16 protein-coding genes and 2 pseudogenes are annotated in these 15943 nt (G+C 70.3%); 8 read left to right on the top strand and 10 right to left on the bottom strand.

Annotation, left to right across the window (positions count from 1 at the left end; translation table 11 throughout):
• The first annotated feature begins 39 nt into the window (after positions 1-39).
• Positions 40-786 (top strand): response regulator transcription factor, encoded by a 747-nt coding sequence (locus ACIBLA_RS23850; RefSeq protein WP_363241051.1) that lies wholly within the window; start codon positions 40-42, stop codon positions 784-786.
• On the top strand, positions 783-2192 hold the full coding sequence (locus tag ACIBLA_RS23845) for a sensor histidine kinase (RefSeq protein WP_399199803.1): 1410 nt from the start codon (positions 783-785) through the stop codon (positions 2190-2192). The genes ACIBLA_RS23850 and ACIBLA_RS23845 overlap by 4 nt, the downstream gene beginning before the upstream one ends.
• Before the next feature lie 87 nt (positions 2193-2279).
• On the opposite strand, the gene ACIBLA_RS23840 is transcribed toward ACIBLA_RS23845, so the two are convergent.
• The 5 genes from ACIBLA_RS23840 to ACIBLA_RS23820 form a co-directional block, all read right to left on the bottom strand.
• Positions 2280-3089: a hypothetical protein gene (locus ACIBLA_RS23840; protein WP_399199802.1), complete on the bottom strand. Its 810-nt coding sequence runs from the start codon at positions 3087-3089 to the stop codon at positions 2280-2282.
• Complete coding sequence (locus ACIBLA_RS23835; RefSeq protein WP_399199800.1) at positions 3086-3904, bottom strand: hypothetical protein; 819 nt, start codon at positions 3902-3904, stop codon at positions 3086-3088. Before ACIBLA_RS23835 ends, ACIBLA_RS23840 begins: the two co-directional genes overlap by 4 nt.
• A 185-nt stretch (positions 3905-4089) precedes the next feature.
• Positions 4090-4830, bottom strand: coding sequence for an SDR family oxidoreductase (locus tag ACIBLA_RS23830; RefSeq protein WP_399199799.1), 741 nt, complete (start codon positions 4828-4830; stop codon positions 4090-4092).
• A 229-nt stretch (positions 4831-5059) separates the two neighbouring features.
• A complete protein-coding gene (locus tag ACIBLA_RS23825) occupies positions 5060-6001 on the bottom strand; it encodes a phosphatidylinositol-specific phospholipase C (RefSeq protein WP_399199798.1) in 942 nt (313 codons plus the stop codon).
• 57 nt (positions 6002-6058) lie between these two features.
• Positions 6059-7006: a GNAT family N-acetyltransferase gene (locus tag ACIBLA_RS23820; protein ID WP_363241040.1), complete on the bottom strand. Its 948-nt coding sequence runs from the start codon at positions 7004-7006 to the stop codon at positions 6059-6061.
• 299 nt (positions 7007-7305) lie between these two features.
• On the opposite strand from ACIBLA_RS23820, the gene ACIBLA_RS23815 reads away from it, so the two are divergent.
• The 3 genes from ACIBLA_RS23815 to ACIBLA_RS23805 all read left to right on the top strand — a co-directional run bounded on the left by ACIBLA_RS23815 (position 7306) and on the right by ACIBLA_RS23805 (position 9076).
• On the top strand, positions 7306-7740 hold the full coding sequence (locus ACIBLA_RS23815) for a nuclear transport factor 2 family protein (protein ID WP_363241039.1): 435 nt from the start codon (positions 7306-7308) through the stop codon (positions 7738-7740).
• Between the two features lie 114 nt (positions 7741-7854).
• Complete coding sequence (locus tag ACIBLA_RS23810) at positions 7855-8424, top strand: hypothetical protein (protein ID WP_399199797.1); 570 nt, start codon at positions 7855-7857, stop codon at positions 8422-8424.
• A 112-nt stretch (positions 8425-8536) separates the two neighbouring features.
• Complete coding sequence (locus tag ACIBLA_RS23805) at positions 8537-9076, top strand: alkylhydroperoxidase (RefSeq protein ID WP_363241037.1); 540 nt, start codon at positions 8537-8539, stop codon at positions 9074-9076.
• Positions 9077-9138: 62 nt separating this feature from the next.
• On the opposite strand, the gene ACIBLA_RS23800 is transcribed toward ACIBLA_RS23805, so the two are convergent.
• Positions 9139-10020 carry an SDR family oxidoreductase gene (locus ACIBLA_RS23800; RefSeq protein WP_399199796.1) on the bottom strand — a complete coding sequence of 294 codons (882 nt, stop codon included), beginning with the start codon at positions 10018-10020 and terminating at the stop codon, positions 9139-9141.
• Positions 10021-10104: 84 nt separating this feature from the next.
• Between ACIBLA_RS23800 and ACIBLA_RS23795 the strand changes: the two genes are divergently transcribed.
• From ACIBLA_RS23795 to ACIBLA_RS23785, 3 genes are read left to right on the top strand one after another with little or no spacing between them, the layout of a single operon-like run.
• Entirely contained in the window at positions 10105-10683 is a 579-nt protein-coding gene (locus ACIBLA_RS23795; RefSeq protein ID WP_399199795.1) for a TetR/AcrR family transcriptional regulator, read from the top strand.
• 60 nt (positions 10684-10743) lie between these two features.
• A complete protein-coding gene (locus ACIBLA_RS23790) occupies positions 10744-11232 on the top strand; it encodes a helix-turn-helix domain-containing protein (protein ID WP_363241034.1) in 489 nt (162 codons plus the stop codon).
• Positions 11225-11590 (top strand): DUF4180 domain-containing protein, encoded by a 366-nt coding sequence (locus ACIBLA_RS23785; RefSeq protein WP_399199794.1) that lies wholly within the window; start codon positions 11225-11227, stop codon positions 11588-11590. The genes ACIBLA_RS23790 and ACIBLA_RS23785 overlap by 8 nt, the downstream gene beginning before the upstream one ends.
• A 105-nt stretch (positions 11591-11695) precedes the next feature.
• Here the strand turns inward: ACIBLA_RS23785 and ACIBLA_RS23780 are convergent, their stop codons facing one another.
• From ACIBLA_RS23780 to ACIBLA_RS23765, 4 genes and pseudogenes are all read right to left on the bottom strand, one after another.
• Positions 11696-13507 carry a bifunctional metallophosphatase/5'-nucleotidase gene (locus tag ACIBLA_RS23780; RefSeq protein WP_399199793.1) on the bottom strand — a complete coding sequence of 604 codons (1812 nt, stop codon included), beginning with the start codon at positions 13505-13507 and terminating at the stop codon, positions 11696-11698.
• A gap of 301 nt (positions 13508-13808) precedes the next feature.
• Positions 13809-14182: pseudogene (locus ACIBLA_RS23775) on the bottom strand (SDR family oxidoreductase); the annotation flags it as partial.
• 41 nt (positions 14183-14223) lie between these two features.
• A pseudogene (locus ACIBLA_RS23770) lies at positions 14224-14352 on the bottom strand (ROK family protein); the annotation flags it as partial.
• Positions 14353-14637: 285 nt separating this feature from the next.
• Positions 14638-15930, bottom strand: coding sequence for a Gfo/Idh/MocA family protein (locus tag ACIBLA_RS23765; RefSeq protein WP_399199792.1), 1293 nt, complete (start codon positions 15928-15930; stop codon positions 14638-14640).
• Positions 15931-15943 lie beyond the last annotated feature (13 nt).

The raw sequence follows: 15943 nt of genomic DNA, 5'->3' as shown, positions 1-15943 counted from the left end.
GCTGAAGTGTCAGAGATCCTTCACAGAAAGAGCGACGACATGAGCCCCGCCGAAGGCGATCCGCAACGCGTCCTGATCGTCGACGACGAGCCCGCCGTCCGCGAGGCGCTGCAACGCAGCCTCGCCTTCGACGGGTACGGGACCGAGGTCGCCGTCGACGGCGTCGACGCGCTCGCCAAGGCCGCCGTCTACCACCCCGACCTGATCGTGCTCGACATCCAGATGCCGCGCATGGACGGGCTGACGGCGGCCCGCCGGCTGCGCGCCACCGGGTCCACCGTGCCGATCCTGATGCTCACGGCCCGCGACACGGTCGGCGACCGGGTCACCGGGCTCGACGCGGGCGCCGACGACTACCTCGTGAAGCCCTTCGAGCTGGACGAGCTGTTCGCCCGGATCCGCGCCCTGCTGCGCCGCAGCTCGTACGCGGGCTCGGCGGGCGTCGAACCGCCGCAGGACGACGTCCTGGCCTTCGCCGATCTGCGGATGGACCTGGCGACGCGCGAGGTCACACGGGGCACGCGCCGGGTGGAGCTGACCCGTACCGAATTCACCCTCCTTGAGATGTTTCTGGCCCACCCGCGTCAGGTGCTGACGCGCGAGCAGATCCTGAAGGCCGTCTGGGGCTTCGACTTCGAGCCCAGCTCCAACTCGCTGGACGTGTACGTGATGTATCTGCGGCGCAAGACGGAGAGCGGCGGCGAGCCACGCCTCGTGCACACGGTGCGCGGGGTGGGTTACGCGCTGCGCGCCGATGGGGCGAGCACGCACGGCGGCGCCGAGTGACCTCGCTCGCCCGGCGGTTGCGTACGCTGCCCCTCCGCTCCCGCCTCGCGATGCTCGTCGCCACCGCGGTCGCCGTCGCCGTCGCGGCGGCGGCCGTCGCGTGCTGGCTGCTGACCCGCGCCCAGCTCCAGTCCGAGCTGGACAACTCGCTCCGCAACACCTCGGCGCCCACCAACCTCGTGCAGGACGCGCTGAACCGGTGCGCCCTGGGTCAGAGCTCCCCGGAGCCGCCCAACTCCCCCTTCGCGTACGTCCAGATCGTCGGCCGCGACGGCAGCCGCTGCGTGGAGGCGTCCTCGCAGCCGGTGAAGGTCCAGCCCTCCGACGTCGACGTCGCCCGCGGTACGGAAGACAACACCCTGCACAACTCCACCACCGACGACGGCGCTCCGGTACGCGTACACACCCAGCGGGTCCTCCTCGGCCCGGCCGGCGTGCAGGCCGTCTCCGTCTCCCGCCCCCTCGACGAGATCGACGCCTCGCTGAACCGTCTCGCCCTGCTGCTCACCGCCGTCGCCGGCGCCGGAGTCATCGGCGCGGGCGCCGCCGGGCTCTGGATCGCCAGGACCGGTCTGCGGCCGGTCGACGGGCTGACCCGCGCGGTCGAGCATGTCGCGCGTACGGAGGACCTGAGCCTGCGCATCCCCGCCGAGGGTGAGGACGAGATCGCCCGCCTCTCCCGCTCCTTCAACTCCATGACGGCGGCGCTCGCCTCCTCGCGCGACCGCCAGGCGCAGCTCATCGCCGACGCGGGCCACGAGTTGCGTACACCGCTGACCTCCCTGCGTACGAACGTCGAACTGCTCGCCCGCAGCGAGGAGACCGGCCGCGCGATCCCCCCGGAGGACCGTACGGCGCTGATGGCATCGGTGAAGGCGCAGATGACGGAGCTGGCCTCGCTGATCGGCGACCTCCAGGAACTGTCCCGGCCGGACGCCGCCGATCCGGGCCCCCTCCAGGTCGTCGCGCTGCACACGATCGTGGAGAGCGCCCTGGAACGCGCCCGGCTGCGCGGGCCGGACCTGACGATAGAGGTGACGCTGCGCCCCTGGTACGTACGGGCCGAACCGGCCGCGCTGGAACGGGCGTTGGTCAACGTCCTCGACAACGCGGTGAAGTTCAGCCCGCCGGGCGCGGCCATCGAGGTCGCGCTGAGCGAGCGGGGCGAGCTGACGGTACGGGACCACGGCCCCGGCATCCCGCCGGAGGAACTGCCCCACGTCTTCGAACGCTTCTGGCGCTCCCCGTCGGCCCGCGCGCTGCCGGGCTCGGGCCTCGGCCTGTCGATCGTCGCGCGCACGGTGCAGCAGACGGGCGGCGAGATCGCGCTGCGCCGGGCGGCGGGGGGCGGCACGGTGGCGGCGATCCGGATTCCGGGGGCGGCGACCCCGCCGCCCACGATGTAGAGAGCCCTCTTCGACGCGTTCGCCGGCAGGGCGCCGTACGCCGGGTCGCCCTGGGTGCGGGGCGGCGACGCCCGCCTTGACTTTCCCTCAGGCGGCCAGCAGGTCCTCCAGCCTGTCGCGGACCCCGTCCTTGCCGCCGTCACCCGCCGGGTCCGGCACCAGCCTGTCCCGGTCCCGCGGGTCCCGTGACAGGACGTGCAGCTTCCCCTCGTTACGGGCCATGACCAGGTCGGTGCTGGCGCCCGCCGTCTCGGCCGAGCCCACCGCCGTGTACTCGGTGACGGTGACCAGCGCGGAACGCTCCGACCCGGTCAGCACGGCATCGGCGTCCGTCGACTCGTCGCTGTCCGCCGACGAGCCCCGCGGCAGCCACTCGGTGAGTGTACGAAGCGCCTCGTCGAGCTTGTAGAGGCCGATCTGGTGGACGCCGAGCGCGTCGATGCGGACCATCAGGCAGATCCGCTCGGGCTGGGGCAGCAGCAGGATGCGCCACGGCTCGCCCGGCTCCGTTCCGGTCGTACGGGCGTCGAGCACCCTCCTGGCCCGCTGCTGGAACGCCACGGCGATGCCCAGGTCTCCCCGCACCTGGACCTCCTCGCCGGAGGAGTCCGAAGAGTCGGAGGAGTCGGAGGAGTCGGAGGAGCCCGCCAGGAGCAGTTGGCGTGCGGCCAACGAGCGGACGGCCTCGGCGAGTTCGTCCTCCGACGGCCGGGCCTCCAGGAAGTCCACGATCGCGTCCACGGCGGTGAGTTCGGCGATGGTGTACGCACCGAGCAGCACCGGCCCGGTGTTCACCAGATCCACCACGGCCGTGACCAGCCCCTCGGGAACGGACGCCTCGCCCGGTGACCCCGGTGAAGGCGATGCCGCAGCAGTGCCGCGCTGATCGTCGCTCATGACGAACCTCCTCTCGACCTCCCGCCGCGAAGAACCGCGGCGGCGGTACGGGACGGCGTCTGCGTCACCCACACGTCGGAGTTGCCGAACAGCCCCCGGCCGGCCCGGCCGGACAGCGCCGCGCCCAACTCCCCGGCCAGATCCGGCCGGTCCGGTGGCGGGAAGCGGGCCGCGAGTTCCTGTGAGGCGGAGGTGACGTCGTCGTTCGCCTCGATCCGGCGCAGCGCCCGGGTCACGGACCGCGCGATCGGCGGCGTCAGGGACGTGGGCACCGCCAGGACCGGCGAGAGATACAGCGGGCGCCTCTCGGTCATCCGCGACAGACCCCAGGGCCCGACGTTGCTGTCGGTGAACTTGTACACCACGTAATCCACCAGGTGCCGCAGATCGCTCGGCCGGGGCAGCTTGGGCCCACCGAACGCGGCCGGCGTCTTCTCCAGCTGCACCCAGGTGCCCTGCGTCGTACGACCGTGCAGTTTCTCCCGTACGACGTGTCCGCGCATTCCGATGTCGGGGTAGACGGACTTGTCGATGTCACGGTGATGGCTGGACAGCCGCGGATGGCTGCCCTTGGTGAACCGCCACTTCTCGTACAGCTGCGGATCGTCCACCAGCACATGGCCGCCGCGCAGCACGTCCCGCAACTGCGGTACCTGCAACCCGTGCCATGCCAGATCGGAGAGGACCACCGCTTCTTCGGGGGTGAGGTGCTCGGCGGCCTTGACCAGGCCTTTCCGGTACGATCCGGCCCGCGCGGTGATCTCGACCAGGAGCCGCACCCTGGTGCGCACCCGTTCCACCTGCTCGGCGCTCACGGCATCGGAGGCCGCCCTGCCGGGCCTGACAGCGTGTGTGACGAACGCCGGTGTGTGCGCTCGCGTGTGCTTGCGCTCCATCTGGCCAGTACAGCACGGCGGGCACATACGCGCAGGGCCAGGCGCTGCCCGCCCGGTCGGCGGGCCTCCGAACGAGGCCCCGAGCAGGCCTCCGAGCGGGCCTCTCAGTGGGTTTCGCGGAGCCAGTCCCGGTAGTGCGTGCCCGCCAGACGTGCGTCCGGCCCCGCGAGGAGTACGTCGCCGGGGACGGCCGCGAACATCCCGGCCCCGGCGTCGGTGACGACGGTCCGCGCGTCCTCCTTCGCGGCCAGGGTGATCCTGCCCAGCTCGTCGAGGGGGAAGATGTCCGGTCCCGCGACGTTCCGGATTCCCCCGAGCGGCGCGCCGGTGGCGGCCTCCACGACCGCCGACACGACGTCCGCCGCGGCCATCGGCTGGACGCGGGTGGCGGGCAGCCGGACCGTTTCCCCGTCGGAGGTCATGGAGATGACCGCGTCCATGAACTCGAAGAACTGGGTGGCGCGGACGATGGAGTACGGCGTCGGCCCCTGTCGGAGCAGTTCCTCCTGAAGCGCCTTGGCCCGGTAGTAGTCGAGCTGCGGCACCTCGTCCACACCGACGATGGACAGGATCACCTGGTGCCGGACACCGGCCCTCTCCCCGGCGGCGAGCACGTTGTCCATGGAGGTACGGAAGAAATCCAGCGACTTCTCGTCGAAGGTGGGCGAGTTCGCCACGTTGATCACGACCTCGGCACCCTTGACCGCCTGGTCCAGGCCCTGGCCCGTGAGCATGTCGACGCCCGTGGACAGGGCGGCGGGGAAGGCCTCATGTCCGGCGGCGTTCAGCTTCCCGACCACCTGGGAGCCGATCATTCCGGTACCACCGATCACCGTGAGCTTCATCTCTGCGACCTTTCAGGGCATGCCGACGGATACGCGGGCAGTCAAGCGGAGCCCGAGTCGAGCGGAGGGAGGCGCGCGGGCAGGGAGGTGCGAGGAGGGTTCGAATGGCGGCCTCGCCTCGCGCACCTCGCGGCCAGGCCGGGCCCGCGTACTGACCGCACGCCGGCCCGGCCCCCAGCCTCCTGCCTTCCGTCAGCTGTCGGCCGTCAGCCCGTCAGCGGGTCGGCCGTCAGCCGTTGTGCCGGATCAGCGAGTCCACCAATCCGCCCCTGGTCTCCGGGAAGTCCAGCGGCACGATGCCCAGTCCGCGCCAGCCGGCCCCTTCCGACCCGTCGAGCAGCGTGTGCACCTGCGGGTTCAGCCGGTCGGAGTTCCAGCGGGGCGGCAGCAGCGCCGCCGTGCTGACGAAGTTGATGAACTGCTTGCCCGGCTGCTGTACGGCCTTACGGAAGTGCGCCTCGATCTTGGGGAACTTGGCGCCCGGCTCGGCCATGTAGTCGTCCTGGATGTCGAACAGCCCGCCGTCCCCGTACCGCACACCCGGCAGACCGCCGTTGTCCGCGAGCAGCACGACCTTGCCGCGCGCCTCGCCGAGGGCGGGCAGGTTGCTGTCGAGCCGGAAGAGGGAACGCCAGCCCTTCCCGTCCAGGTAGGTGTCGAAGATCCGCCGGAACTCCGCGTCGCTCTCGGTCGAGTACTCCTGCTTGAGTCGCATCAGTACGGTCTCGGAGGGGTGCGCCCGGAGGAAGTCGCGGCACGCGGTGAGAACGTCGTCGAAGTTGAGGTTCTGGTAGTACGCGGCGTGGTGGATCGGGAAGGCGTTCTCGAACGCCCGGCAGCGTATGTCCAGGAACCGCACACCGCTGTTCAACTGGTCGGCGATGGTGGTCCCTTGGCAGGCGACGTACAGACCACCGCTGCGCGCACCGGAGTTGTGGGTGCCGGGAAGTGTGAGGCGCTGTACGGGAGTCGAGTCGCCGATCCTGGCGAGCCAGTCGGAGGGGGCGAGGGCGCGCCGCGCCTTGGCGCGCAAGGTCGTCGCCGCCGTGGCCGCCGTGGTGGAGGCCGTACCGACAACGGCGGTGGCGGAGACGGCGAGAGCGCTGGCGAGGATTCCTCGGCGGCCAAGTCCAGTACTGGTGGGGGGAGTTGTACCTCTGTCTGTGACCATGAGCCGAATTATGGCGTGCACGCATCACGCACCGACAGGGCCCAATTCGCGCCTCTCTCAGGCCACGGTCCTGATGAGCGGCGCGTCCCGCGCGAACTCCCGGAACCCGACGCCGTAGTACAGCCCGCGCGCCCGTGGATGCCCCGGCGCCCCCAGGCAGGCGACCGTCATGTGATCGGCCCCCGCCGCCCGCGCCAGACGCATCCCGTGCAGGAGCATCGCCCTTCCCAGCCCCAGACGGCGGTAGTCCGGGTGAGTACCGACGGGCTCGAACTCGGCGGTGCGGTTCGCTTCGTCGAGCCACATGATGGTCGACGCGGCCATCGTTCCGTCCGGCGCCTCGACCAGGACGTGCAGATCGCCGCGGTACGGGGCCGTCCGCCGGACGCCCTCGTACGCCTCCGCTGTGTACGGTGACGGAGCCCAGGCGTCCAGATGGGCCTGAACAGCGGCCCGCGGCCCGGCCTCGCCGGCGGTGCGGAAGCGGAATCCGTCCGGCAGCACCGGCTCTGCAACGTCGGTGAGGTCGCGCTCGTTGACCTGGATCCAGGATCCGGTGTCCCCGAGCGAGTCCGGGTCGGTCTCGTAACCGTGTGCCGCCCATCGCTTCAGGGCGAACTCATCGGCGGCGCTCGGCGTCACCCTGCGCTCGATGTCCGCCGCCGTACCGTCGTACCAGCCGATCACCTCGTCGACCAGCCCGGCATGGTCGGGATGCACCTGATACACGAGATGCGCGCCGGTGACGTCCTTCACCGACCCGTCGCTGCGCCGCGCCCGGCGCGGCAGCCAGGCCCAGCCCCACGCCACGAGATCCCCGTCGGCGAACCACAGCCGCCGCCGCCAGCTCGCACCAGTGTCGGCGTACCCCTTGCCCCAGTTCCAGGCCAGCTCACCGAGAGCCGCGTCGCCGTTCACCAGGTCCGGGCGGATGGCGGTGACACGCTGCGCCAGACCTTGCATGAGCTGAAGGTCGGCGGCGGTCATAGGCTCGAAATTCGTCACAGTGCGCCACGGTGCCAGGATGCGGCAGGGGCGTCGAACTCTTTACGAAGTGACGATGGGGAGGAGCGTGGCATGACGAAGGTGAGCGGCATTGATGCCCGCGGCGGGACCTCCCGCAGGCGGGCACGGTCCTCCGTGATCTTGCGCGTGTGGAGCGCGAGGCGATGGAGGCGTTGAGCTGCCTGGGGCGGGGGACGGGGCCTTCGATTCACCATTAATCAAGTTTGACTAGCAGTCTGGGACGGACATACACTTCGGGCGAACTAGTCAAGCTTGACCAATGAGTCACGGGAGACACCATGCCCCTGCTGCCCGACACCGGATACACCCCGACCGCCGCCGAACTCGCCTCCATCGACGCGTGGTTCGCCGCGTACGACGCACACAGCGCCAAGCGTGAGATCGAGCGGATGGCCGACCTCGCCGTCTTTCCGCTCAACCTCGTCAGCGACGACTCGGCCGGCGACGGCGCGTCGGCGCAGTGGGACAGGGAGCAGTTCATCGGGACGATGACGCAGGTGATGGGTGACAGCGGTGACGGTGACATCACCTTCGATTCCGTCAGGACACCCGTCTTCCTCACCTCCGCGATGGTCGTCGTCTTCACCGACTCGACAATGACGGCCGGAGGCGAAACCCAGCGGCTGCGCTACGCGGACGTCCTGATCAAGCGGAGTGGGGAGTGGGCGTTCCAGACGATGATCCAGGGCGGCTGGGGCGACAACCTCCGCTGACACCCGCGCCGTTCCGGGCGATCCGTCCCTCACGCCTGGCCGGCACTCCTGCTCACTGATGAGGAACGGTTAGCGTCAGTGGTGATCGAACCTCGACGCCGTGGAGAGCCCCCCATGAGTGACGCGTACTCACCCATCCCCGAGCTGAATCTGCTCAAGGAGTTCTACGACCAACAGCCTTGTTTCTCCGACGGCTTCGAGATGTACGAGTACGGGCAGCCGGACGACGTGTTCATCCACTGGCTGGACATGGCCGGTTCGCAGGACCCTGAGCTGCCGGGGCATCTCGCGCGGCTCGTTTACTTCGCCCAGGCCACCGGCTCCGGCTCGTTCTACGCGCTGTGGCGGTGCGACGACCGGGCCGATCTCGCCACCCTGCCCGTCATCCGCTTCGGCGACGAAGGGGATCTCGACGTGGTGGCGATCGGGCTGCGGGACCTGTTCCGGCTGCTCGCGCTCGACGACGAGTGGTTCGCCCCTGACGAGGACGAGGACGACGACCGCAGCATGGACCACCACGACTACGTGATCTGGCTGCGGCGTACCTTCGGGCTCACGCGCCCCGAAAACCCCAGCACGATCCTGGACGCGGCCTCGGAGGCGTACGGGCGCCGATTCGCCGACTGGCTGCGGCAGTTCGCGTCGGACGACATAGCCGACTCAGTGGTGGGACCTTCCCACTAGGGCGTGCAGCCCCGACCGAGAGCGCAATCCGGGAGTGGGCCGCCGTCGCGGGTCTGCCGGACAATTACGTCATCCATTCCCAGCCGACGGACAAGCCCTGGGAGACCCCGATATGGCCCATATCAGCCTCAACAACGACCTGCCCGGCATCAGCGGACTCATGCGCAACCGCCCCGACACCGCCGCCCCGTTGAACCAGCTGGCCGAGGTCATGCTGCGCGGCCCGCTGACGCTGAGCCGCGGAGAGCGCGAACTGATCGCGGCGTACACCTCGGACCTCAACGAGACACCGTTCTGCGCCGGCTCGCACAGCGCCTTCGCCGCCGCCCAGCTGGAGGGCGGTCACGACCTGGTCAAGGCGGTCCTGCACGACATCGACGAGGCGCCCGTCACGCCCAAGCTTCGGGCGCTGCTGCGGATCGCGGGCGAGGTGCGCGGCGAGGTGAAGGTGCTCCCGCCGGAGGTCGTCGCCGCGGCTCGCGAGGAGGGTGCGAGCGACGAGGAGATCCATGACACCGTACTGATCGCGGCGTCGTTCTGCCTGTTCAACCGGTATGTCACCTGCCTCGACACCGACATCCCGACGGACCCGGGCGTCTACGACGTGGCCGCGCAGCGCATCGTGAACCACGGCTACTCCGCCATCTCCTGACCGGCCCTCGGCCCCGCGCCGCCGAGCCGGAACTCGGCCGGCGCGCGCGGGTGCCAGAGGGGTCAGGGCTCGATGTTCTCCAGATCCTCCAGAAGGCTGGGCTGCTTCGGCTCCCAGCCGAGCGCCTGCCGGGTGTGGGTGCTGGACGAGGGCTGGTCCATCGAGAAGATCGGGCCGAGGCCGCCGTACGTCTCCTCCGGCACCGACTCGACCGGTACGCCCAGCCGCCGGCCGATGACCGCCGCGATGTCACGCACCTTGTCCCCCTCGTCGGCCACGGCGTGCCAGGCGGTACCGGCCTCCGCCCGCTCCATCGCGATCCGGAAGAGAACCGCCGCGTCGAGCGCGTGCACGGCCGGCCAGCGCTGGGCGCCGTCGCCCGGAACGCCGGAGACTCCGTTCCGGCGTGCGATGTCGGTCAGCAGACCGGCGAACCCGCCCGTGCCCTGGTTGTGAACCGTGCGCGGCATGCGTACGGCCGTGCTCCGGACCCCCCGCGAGGCCAGGCCCAGCACCGCCGTGACCGCGCGACTGCGGTCACCGATCGGCCCCTCGGTCGGCAGCGGGTCGGCCTCGGTCGAGGCGCGGCCAGGCACAAGGGGCGTACCCGAGACGGTGACGAAGGGGCGGTCGCTGCCGACGAGTTCCTCGCCGAGGGTCGCGAGGGCGCCGCTTTCGTCGGCGATCCCCTTCCTCAACGCCTCAAGGCTGCTGAAGTCGTTGGCGAACGCCAGGTGGATCACGCCGTCGGACTGGGCGACGCCGGCGCGAAGGACGTCCAGATCGGTGAGGGATCCGCGCAGCGCGTCGGCACCGGCCGCCTCGGCGGCCAGCGCCGACGCGTCGGAGCGGGCGAGTGCGAGGACGGTGTGGCCGTTGCCGAGCAGCTCGGGGACGACGGCGGATCCGATCAGGCCGGTGCCACCGGTGATGAAGACGCGCATGGGACTCTCCGCAAGTGATGGGACTCTTGTCCCGTCAGCCTAGCAAGGTGATGGGCCAAAGGTCCCATCACCTATGATGAGCCCATGGGCCGATGGGAACCGGGAGCGCGCGAACGCCTCGTCATCGCTGCCCTCGACCTGTTCACCGAACAGGGGTACGACGCCACGACAGTCGCGCAGATCGCCGAGCGCGCCGGGGTCACCAAAAGCACCTTCTTCCGGCACTTCCCCGACAAGCGCGAGCTGTTGGTGGCCGGACAGGAGACGCTGGGCCGGCTGCTGACCGAGGGGATCACCGAGGCACCCGGCGACGCCGGCCCGCTGGCGGCGGTCGCCGCCGGCCTTGAGCGCGCGTCGACCGCGATGGGCCCCATCAATCGCGAACTCGCCCCGCGCGTGGAGGCGGCCATCGCCGCCTGCGTCGAACTCCAGGAGCGCGACGCCCTCAAGACCGTGGCCCTCGCCGCCACGATCACGACCGCCCTGGTCGCCCGCGGCGTACCCGATCCGACCGCGGCTCTCGCGGGCGAGCTGGGCGTCCTCGCCTTCAAACGAGGGTTCGCCGCATGGTCCGAGGGCGAGCGTGACGCCAAGGACGAGCTGGCCGGGTACGTTCTGGCGGCCCTGGACGAGCTGCGCGTGGCGAGCGCGTCACTGGGCTGATCACTCCCTATCTTCCCCTCTGACTCACCAATAGGGAAGCTTGCGGTAGCATTCGCGCATATGGAGAGGGATGAGCACGAGCTGTACTCGGTCGGTGAGGTCGCCGAGCGGCTGGGACTGCATGTGCGGACGGTGCGGAACTACGTCCGTGACGGGCGGCTGAAGGCCGTTCGGATCGGCAAGCAGTACCGCATCAGCCGGGCCGACTTCGAGGCGCTGACCAGCGCGCCGGAGACCGAGGAACCCAGCGCGGGCGGTATTCCGCGCGGGCGGCACGTCGAGGTGTCGAGCATCGTGCAGATCGACTCGGTCAGCCCGGAATCGGCGAGCCGGCTGAGCACCCTCGTCACGGCGAGCGTGCAGGCCGTGCGGGACACCGCGGACTCCCTGCGTATCCAGGTGGTCTACGACAAGGAGCGGGCCCGCATGAAGATCGTGGTCCTCGGCGGCGCCGCCGACACCGCCGCCGTGCTGAACCTGCTCGACAGTGTGCTGGGGCCGGGCAACGACCTGCTGCCCACCGAAGGATGGGGGATCGACCATGCCTGACCTGATCGTGGAACACCACGGCGTACCGGTACTCGTCTGCGACCCCGACGGCGCGCCGATAGCCACCGTGCAGGACGCGCTCGACCACCTCGTCGGCATGGCCTTCCAGGGCGCGGAGCTGATCGCGGTCCCGGCCGGGCGGTTCGACGACAGCTTCTACGACCTCAGCAGCGGGCTGGCCGGCGAGATTCTCCAGAAGTTCGCCACCTACCGGCTCCGGCTGGCCGTGGTCGGCGACATCTCGCACCATCTGCTGGCCAGCGCGGCCCTGCCCGATCTCGTACGGGAGGCGAACCGCGGCCGGGACATCTGGTTCGTGGCCGACCTGGCCGAACTCACGTTGCGGCTCGGCACGTAGGGAGCGCACCGATCGGCCCGCCGCGACCGGCGTGCGGTACATGACGGCGAAGGGCGGCGGGACGAGTATCCGTCCCGCCGCCCTTCGGTCAGGCTGCTCCGGTGACTACTGGATGACCGTGATCCGGTCCATCGCCGGCGGCGCCAGCGGCGTGGTGGCCGTGGAGTTCGCCGCGAGGTAGGCGTTGAACAGGTCCAGGTCGGACGCGCCGACCAGCTTGTTCTTGCCCTCGCCCAGTGCCGGGAAGCCGTCGCCGCCGCCGCCGAGGAACTCGTTCATCGCGACGCGGTACGTCTTCGCCGGGTCCAGCGCCTCGCCGTTCAGCTTCACCGAGTCGGTGACGATCCGGTCGGCGCCTGTCTTGGTCAGGTCCAGCGTGTAGGTGAAGCCCTTCGAGACCTGGAGGATCTTGGGCGACGCCGCGTTGGAGCCGCTGACCTGCTGCTGGAGCGCGGTGATGACCTGCGCGCCGGTCAGGTCCACGACGTTCATCATGTTGGTGAACGGCTGCACGGTGAACGCCTCGCCGTACGTCACCACGCCGTCGCCCTCGCCACCCGAAGCGGCGTACACGAGGTCGGAGCGGATACCGCCGGGGTTCATGAACGCCAGCTGCGCGCCGCCCTTGTCGGCCGGGGACGTGCCCGCGAGCTGCGCGTCGGCGATGAGGTTGCCGAGCGGCTGCTCGAGCGTGCCGGAGCCGCGGCCGTTGATGTCGGCGGAGATGTAGCCCTGCGGGGCGCCCGCGATCGGCGCGGCGGTCTTGTTCCACCGCGTGATCAGGTCGGTCATGTCCTGGGCCTTGGCCTGGGCACGGCTCACGACGTGGTTGGCCGACTTCACCTTCGTACGGACGATGTCCTTTGTCCGCAGGTCGTAGGTGAGCGTGGTGTCCGTGTAGACCTTGCCGAAAGACGACGCCGAGGTGACCATGCGGTCGTTGCCCGCCGGGTCGGGCACGGTGCACGCGTACGCCTGGTGCGTGTGGCCCGTGACCAGCGCGTCGACCTTGGGCGTGATGCCCTTCGCGATGTCGACGATCGGACCCGAGATCCCGTCACCGGGGCCGGGGCTGTCGCAGTCGTAGTTGTACGAGGTGGAGGCCGGGGCCCCGCCCTCGTGGATCAGCGCGACGATCGACTTGACGCCCTGGCGGTCCAGTTCCTTGGCGTACTTGTTGACGGTCTCGATCTCGTCGTGGAACTTCAGGCCCTTGACGCCCTCGGCGGTGACGATGTTCGGGGTGCCCTCCAGGGTCACGCCGATGAAGCCGACCTTGACGCCGTCCTTCTTCCAGACGGTGTAGGGCTTGAGGACCGGCTTGCCGGACTTCTCGTACGTGGCGTTGGCCGCCAGGTAGGGGAAGTCGGCGCCCTGGAACTCCTTGCCCTCCTCGAAGCAGCCGGCCGTCGGGTGACAGCCGCCGTTCTGCAGGCGGGTCAGCTCGGCGGAGCCCTCGTCGAACTCGTGGTTGCCCACGGCCGAGACGTCGAGGTCGATCTTGTTGAGCGCCTCGACGGTGGGCTCGTCGTGGAACAGCCCGGACAGCAGCGGGCTCGCGCCGACCATGTCGCCGGCCGCGGCGGTGATGGAGTACGGGTTGCCCTTGCGCGCGGTCCGCAGCGAGCTGGCCAGATACTCGACACCACCGGCGGGAACAGCCTTGACGCTGCCGTCGGCCTGGATCTCGTTCACATTGCCCGAGGACCCGGCCGGCGGCTCCAGGTTCCCGTGCAGGTCGTTGAAGGACAGCAGCTGGACGTCCACGGTGCGGGGCGTGGGGTGCCCGCGGTCCGGCCCGTCCTGCGCCCCGACGGCTGCGGGCGCCGCGACGGCGAGAGCGCCGAATGTGGCAAGCCCGGCCACGCCGGCGAGCACCCGCCGGGCCGTGCGGTTTTTCTTCGGTGTCGGTGACATCGGTCCCCTTGTTGCTTCCGCTTGAAGTTCCGTGTGAGCGAGAACAGCTGCGAGCGGCAGCCTAGAGTCCACGCGCGTAGAGCAACAGGGGTGTTCTGGTTACGACCTGGTTGCCAATACCCGTCAACGGGCGGTCTTCGGCGGACGCGTACCGGAACGGGGCGATTGGCCAAGGTCATCGACCGGATCTCCACCGAGCTGCGGACGGAGTTCCCCAACCAGCGCGGCTTCAGCCGCAGCAACGTCAAATACATGCGGCAGATGGCCCGTACCTGGCCGGAGCCAATTGTCCAACAAGCTGGACGACGTTCCGGGCATCCCCCTGTGCCGCCACGGTGATCCTGCCGAGCTCTTCGAGAGGGAAGACGTCCGGCCCGGCGATGTTCCGGATTCCCCCCAGCGGCGCGCCGGTCGCGACGTCCACCACCGCGGCCACGATGTCCGCGGCCATCGGCTGGATACGGGTGGCGGGCACCGTACGGTCTCCGCGTCGGAGCTCCAGGACAGCACCGCGTCCATGAACTCGAAGAACTGGGTGGCGCGGACGATCGAGTACGGCGTCGGCCCCTGCCGGAGCAGTGCCTTCTGGAGGGCCTTGGCCCGGTAGTAGTCCAACTGCGGCACCTGGTCCACGCCGACGATGGAGAGGACGACCTGGTGCCGAGCACCACCACGAGGAAGTCGTCGACACCCCGCCCGGCGCCCAGGCGCCGCTCGGCCAGGTTCGCCGCACATACATCGTGCCGCAGGGCCACTGGTGCCTTGGGCCGTTCCGCGACCGCGGATACCAAGGCGACGTCGCGCGGTCCCAGGTTGGGAGCGAACCGGACCGTCCCGGCTCCGATGTCGGGCAGTCCCGCAGTACACAGGCCGACGGCGGCGGTGTCCGCATGGGTGGGGCGGCGGCCTCACCCACTGCGGCAACCTCCACATCGGGTCCGTCCCGCACGGAGGTTGGCCAGTGGAGGCTCTGCTCCGTGCGGCCTTCGATGTTCAGCCGTGCGGCCTTGATCCCTGTGCCGCGACGGCAACCACGGTTACTTGCTCCTTTCGGGCACCCCGTGGTGGCCGCCCGTGTCCCCGGCCATGGGACGCCCCGTGTCACTGGCCCTCCTTCGCGCGACTCGTGGTCAGCGGACCAGGGTCTGCACGGTGCCGCTGCGGCGGGAGCGCTCGGCGGCCCAGGCGACCATGTGGCTTTCCAGACTGGTGGCCGGGTCCGAGAGGATGTGGGTGGGGTCGCCGGTGGTGAGAGCGTCGAGGAAGGCATCCACCAGGCGCTCGTCGCCGCCGCCGTGGCCGCTGCCCGCGTCGGGGCCCTCGAGGCCGAGGACGAGGGTCTCCTCCTGGCCGGTGACGAAGTCGGTGACCGTGACCCGCACGCCGTCGCCGTCGAGGTAGCCGCGAGTGCCGAAGATCCGGGTCTTGCGCTGCGCGAGCGGGGTGAACGCGGTCATGGTGAACGAGGCGGTGGCCCCGCCTTCGTATTCGAGGTTGACGACCTGGTGGTCGACCACGTCGTTGTCGCAGGCGTACACGCAGCGCCCGTACGGGCCCTCGCGCAGTGCCTGCTCGACACCTTCGGGGGTGCGGGCGTCGGTGACAGCGCCCAGGGGCCAGCGCTCGAGGCCCGGGTCGCCGAGGCACCCGAGGTAGAGCCGCTTGGCGGAGTACGGGCAGTCGGGCTCCACCGGGCAGTCCAGGCAGTTGTCTGCGGCGGCGACGGGGCGGTTCTCGGGGCGGAAGTGCATGAGGCTGCCGAAGGAGGAGACCTGGCGCACCGGCCGGTCGATGATGTAGGAGATCCAGTCCAGGTCGTGGCAGGACTTGGCGAGGAGCATCGGGACGGCGAGGTCCTCGCGGCGCCAGTTGCCGCGGACGTAGGAGTGGGCCTGGTGCCACCAGCCGACCGGCTCCAGGTGTTCGATGCTGACGATGTCGCCGAGCCGGCCGGAGTCGACGATCTCCTTCACACCGGCGGTGTAGGGGGTGTAGCGCAGGACGTGGCATACGGAAAGCATCACGTTGGCACGCTCGACGGCGGCGGCGATGGCCCGGGTGCCCCCCTCGTTGGTGGCCATCGGCTTCTCCAGCAGGATGTGGTAGCCGAGTTCGGCGAACCGCGCGGCCGGCTCGACGTGGTCGGGGTCCAGAGTCGCGATGATCACCGCGTCCGCCTCGGGTGCCGTCTCGGCGAGTTCCCGCCAGTCGTCGAAGAACGCCGCATCGGGGTGGACCTGGCGGGCCTCGTCGGCGCGGCGCCGGTCGGGTTCCGCGACGGCGACCACCTGCGCGCGGCCGGTGGAGGCGGCGTGGCTGGCGTAGACGCTGCCGCGCCCTCCGGCTCCGACGAGGAGCAGGCGGAGCAGCCGGACGGGAGCCTTCGCGGAGGCGGGTCCTGGGCGCACGGGAGCATGGGGCATGGCGATGAGTCCT

The organism is Streptomyces sp. NPDC050433 (genome assembly GCF_044458565.1).
GTDB lineage: Bacteria > Actinomycetota > Actinomycetes > Streptomycetales > Streptomycetaceae > Streptomyces.
The sequence above is the reverse complement of the archived record's forward strand: the minus strand, read 5'-3'. Positions and strand labels throughout refer to the sequence as shown.

Coding starts and splice junctions, on each gene's coding strand:
- ACIBLA_RS23815 (WP_363241039.1), top strand. CDS start 7,306: ATGCCCCTGCTGCCCGACACCGGATACACCCCGACCGCCGCCGAACTC.
- ACIBLA_RS23850 (WP_363241051.1), top strand. CDS start 40: ATGAGCCCCGCCGAAGGCGATCCGCAACGCGTCCTGATCGTCGACGAC.
- ACIBLA_RS23810 (WP_399199797.1), top strand. CDS start 7,855: ATGAGTGACGCGTACTCACCCATCCCCGAGCTGAATCTGCTCAAGGAG.
- ACIBLA_RS23790 (WP_363241034.1), top strand. CDS start 10,744: ATGGAGAGGGATGAGCACGAGCTGTACTCGGTCGGTGAGGTCGCCGAG.
- ACIBLA_RS23795 (WP_399199795.1), top strand. CDS start 10,105: ATGGGCCGATGGGAACCGGGAGCGCGCGAACGCCTCGTCATCGCTGCC.
- ACIBLA_RS23765 (WP_399199792.1), bottom strand. CDS start 15,930: ATGCCCCATGCTCCCGTGCGCCCAGGACCCGCCTCCGCGAAGGCTCCC.
- ACIBLA_RS23830 (WP_399199799.1), bottom strand. CDS start 4,830: ATGAAGCTCACGGTGATCGGTGGTACCGGAATGATCGGCTCCCAGGTG.
- ACIBLA_RS23780 (WP_399199793.1), bottom strand. CDS start 13,507: ATGTCACCGACACCGAAGAAAAACCGCACGGCCCGGCGGGTGCTCGCC.
- ACIBLA_RS23805 (WP_363241037.1), top strand. CDS start 8,537: ATGGCCCATATCAGCCTCAACAACGACCTGCCCGGCATCAGCGGACTC.
- ACIBLA_RS23800 (WP_399199796.1), bottom strand. CDS start 10,020: ATGCGCGTCTTCATCACCGGTGGCACCGGCCTGATCGGATCCGCCGTC.
- ACIBLA_RS23785 (WP_399199794.1), top strand. CDS start 11,225: ATGCCTGACCTGATCGTGGAACACCACGGCGTACCGGTACTCGTCTGC.
- ACIBLA_RS23840 (WP_399199802.1), bottom strand. CDS start 3,089: ATGAGCGACGATCAGCGCGGCACTGCTGCGGCATCGCCTTCACCGGGG.
- ACIBLA_RS23825 (WP_399199798.1), bottom strand. CDS start 6,001: ATGGTCACAGACAGAGGTACAACTCCCCCCACCAGTACTGGACTTGGC.